Consider the following 4,134-nt stretch of genomic DNA (forward strand, 5'->3'; position numbering starts at 1 on the left):
CATTGGCGCACTTACGACCCAGCTGGCAGAATTGCAGAAGCGTCTCCGCGATCGCGACGTATAGCCCGCCTACACCGACGATGCCCGCCCCTGCACTTACGACTGCCCCCGTTCCAATCTTGCTCCAGAGATCCTATGGGGTATAGCGATGGGCGGAATCTATACCGCTCGTACTTTGTTGTCGTTGGTGTAGATCCGCTTGGGCTTCAGGCCGTCATTCCTATTGACGAGGGAACTTCTTATGCACCTACGACAGTAAACGAATGTGGCAACAGGTGGGAGATCGTGTCGATAGCTGAAGAAGATGCAGCACACATTACTGAATGGTCAGACTGGCAGCCTGCTGCTGGAGTACTCGCGCACGTTCGCCGTAGAAGTCGAGTTGCATATAATTGGGAAAAAGTGAGGGACTCGGATATTTCGCAAGGCAAGTGTGGTTATCCCGCAAAGCTAGATGTGACGATCACGCTAAGTTGGTCCACCACTTGGAGCGTGGGCCTCCAAGGAGGTGGTAGCGATGACGACGACCGTTCATTCTCTATCAGCGGTGGATGGAACTACTCAAGTGACAGCTCTACTTCTTCAACGACGGGCACGAATGAACCTAGAATTCCTTGCCATCAAATCAGAATCGTACCTCTCACACAATATGCCGAGCTTTACAACGACCTCCAAGCAGATTTTTACAATGGCCGCCCGATTTACAACGAAACGCGTCAGAGAGCATGGGAAACAAGTATTCCATTGTTAAGGACCTTTAAGCTGTACACCGGCGTCAGGGACTACGCAGTCTTCAAACAAAAGTGTTGCCGCTGTGAAGATGGGTGTGAAAGTGAAGATTAGCAGACGATCGTTTCTTCAATTCGGAATGCTTCGCTTTGGTTTGTTGCACTTGCTTTGCTTTGTCGCTTTCTGCGGATTCTGTTTTATGTTCGTCGACTATTACCGCAAAGGAGGAAATTTAGATTCTGTAATCCGAATGGAGGAAAACATCCCAGGGGAACAGCAAACGCTATATCTTTGGATGTTCTGCAGCAAACGCGAATCAACGCCTCGATTACTTGTGGTTCTCAGTTCCCCAGACTCTTTCGCTTCTCCAGGGCAAAGCATGCCTGCAAATCCAGATTGGCTTATCGCTGAGAAGCCAAGTAGGCAAGGTGGGTTCTGGGACATTCAAATCAAAGGCCGGCGGTTTAGCCCTCAAACCGACGATCATGTCAGAGTCATCATAGGATCACCATATAAAATTACTTGCGACACGTTGATTGAGAGTGAACGGTATCGACAAAAGTTTGGTGAAGACTTTTCCGGATCCTTGAAAGAGCTTGTTAACTATGCTGAGCGAACGGCGACCGCGAGAGCGATTTAAAGCACAAAGCAAAGCACTGCCAGATAATCGGGACAGGCTCTTAGGAAGCAAATGGGTCAGCGACGGTCTTTAATTTCGTCAAGTGTCAAAACGAAGTATTTTGATTTCCCTTGTCGCTTTGAACTGCGCTGCGTTGGGGGCCAGCCCCAAACCCCCGGGATTGTTTTGGCATGACGATGGTGTTCAATGATGTTTTCATGGTCGTGGTATCAAGTCGGAACTATCATGGAAGTGTTCAGTGAAACGTAACAGGCGCTGTGGGGACACAACCTGCCAACAGGCTCTTAGGGACATAGCACATTCTTTGGGGGTTAACTTTCAGTTAGCCGAGGGGAACGATTCATTCAGATAAGTTGCACGGTTCCTTCAACTTTGGTGAGGTGTGTGATGGTCCGCTTGGCACGTGCGGAAGTGTTCGATCCCGACGAGGAGAATCCAAAGGGGTCAAACCTCCTTTTAGTCAATTGGGACACAGCAACTTTCCCAAAAGTGTCGCGAGACTGAAAAAGGCGTGGTCAAAATTTGGAATCGGTTGCCTGCGTGAAGTTGTGCCGACAATTGCCCCACCAGGGCGAGCCCAAGCGGAAAGCGGCTTGATTGATTTTCGCGATGACATTTTCTAACCTTCCATTTTCTAACCTTGCTTCTTCTTTATTCAATGATATGTGTTTTCTCGATTGCGGACTCGATCGGAGTGACAGTGCCGCGTCAGAGAAGCAGCGTGCGTTTGCCCATGACTAGCGGACAGTGGACGAAGAAGGTTAGAAAATGCAGGAACGGATGTTTCTCGCAAGTCTCGACAGTCCCGTGCGCAACGCTGGTGGAGGCATTCGTAAACATGGGGCCCGCAATCGCATCATTCAATCAGAGGGGTAAACCCCTTTCATTGTTCGAAGTTGTTGCCTCCATGCCCCATCCCACGGTTCCCAAACTGGGGCTCTCGTGTCAATGAGCCATTGCCAGAAAGCGAGTGGAATCTGTGCGAATCGCGGTGCACCGTTGGGTGATGAAGGCTAGATCGACTCGATTGCCAGGCGACTCAATCTGGAATCAATGATGCGGCCATGAGTTCGACCATTGTCCGAAAACACAGACAAAGAGGTTTGCCCCCTTTGTTTCTCTGCCCCCTTTGTTTCTCTAGCTGACGCGTCGATGCAAGATCGGCGGACGCGATTGAAACGTGCATCTTCGGCCGACGCGAATACGATAAGGCTACCGTTTGCGTCGCTCCAACGTGCGTTTGCGTCCTTGATCCGGCCTACGGGTGGGCGATGGCGACGGAAACTCCGCCGAACGAGCGGATGTCGAACGCGGCACCGAACTGTTTTCGCAGTCTGCGGGCCGATCGACGCGACAGCACCACGTTGTGCTCCATCGCCGAAATCGCTTCGAGCGGCTGGTTACTGACGACTTCAACCTTCAAATCGTCACGAATCGCGTACGGACCATCAACGACATATCGCAAGTATTCGCCGTGCTCGAAACGCTGATGCGGCTCGCGGAGCATACTCTGCTCGATCAAGCCAGGATCAAGGAACACAATGGCATCGTCGGAAGCGACATCGTTGACGTGAGCGATGGCGTCTCGCCAATTTTCACCGCGATGAGTGAGCCACTCGCCGCGAATGAGCCGTTCGCTTGTGCCCTGCGACTGCATTAATAATCCAAGCAGTAGTAAAACCAACGACCCAGATGCGATCAACTGCACCATTGCTTTGCGTCCACCCCAAAACGCGTTTGACGCCTCGGAGATCGCGGCGCCAAAAAACCATGCCAATAGTGGCAGCGATGCAACCAGATAACGCCGATGCCAAAGCGCGGCAAACTCAAAATAGGCCATGCCCCAAAAACAAAGAGCACTGACAAACGCAATCGCAGCTAACGCGAGCATCAACGAAACGGACTGGCGGGATCGCTGGACGCCGCGAACCCGCTGCCACAAAAAACTCGCCAACCAAATCAACAAGGGAACGACGAGGAGGTACGTCCAGGGCCAAATGTACAGGACCTGCGTCAACGACGTCGCCGACGCGAAACTGGCCCACATTTTTCGTTCGTTCCAAACTTCGAGCCCGCCACTTGCGAAGAGCGATAGAGCCACCATCGCCATGACCACAAGCAATGGCAGATCCCATTTCGACAATCGCACTGTGGCTCGCCAATCCGCGCAGCCCCATCGCACCAGCACCGCAATGACCAACCACCCCAAAACTCCGAGCGAAGTGATTTGACACAGCCCCGCGGCCCCGATTGTAGCGCCAAGCCCCACCCAAGACAGCGAACGTCGACCGTCGGCGGGCGACATGCTCCACAACCGAGACACGAAGCCGCAAGCGATCGCCGAGGCGAGGATCACGGCGGCATAGGGGCGAAGTTCGGTGCCGAAAAAAATCGAGTTTGACTCTGCCGCTAACACCAACCCGGCGGCAATACCGCCCACGAGCGAACGATGGAATTTCGCCACCGCAACAAAGACGCAACTGCATGCCAGTGAAACCGCCAGCACGCTACTGAGCCGCATCGCGATCTCGCTGCTGCCGACAAGCTGTTTCCCCCCCCAGAGCCACTGGAAATAGAACGGCTGCTGATGCCCATACGCCGACCGCGTCGTCACCATGGCAAATGAATCGCTGACGGTCCACGCCGTATGCAATTCATCGACCCAATAACTTTCCTGCGACGCAGGAAGACGCAAACCGCACGCGATCACAAAGATCACTGCGGCAGTCACCCACACCGTTGACCGCTTCGGACCGTCATCGCTC

1 protein-coding gene is annotated in these 4,134 nt (G+C 53.1%); it reads right to left on the reverse strand.

What is annotated here, in order from left to right:
• Window positions 1-2,627 precede the first annotated feature (2,627 nt).
• On the reverse strand, window positions 2,628-4,134 hold a 1,507-nt coding region (locus RMSM_RS41045; protein ID WP_160168314.1), incomplete at its 5' end, for a glycosyltransferase family protein.

The sequence above is a fragment of the Rhodopirellula maiorica SM1 genome (genome assembly GCF_000346295.1).
Classification (GTDB): Bacteria; Planctomycetota; Planctomycetia; order Pirellulales; family Pirellulaceae; genus Novipirellula; species Novipirellula maiorica.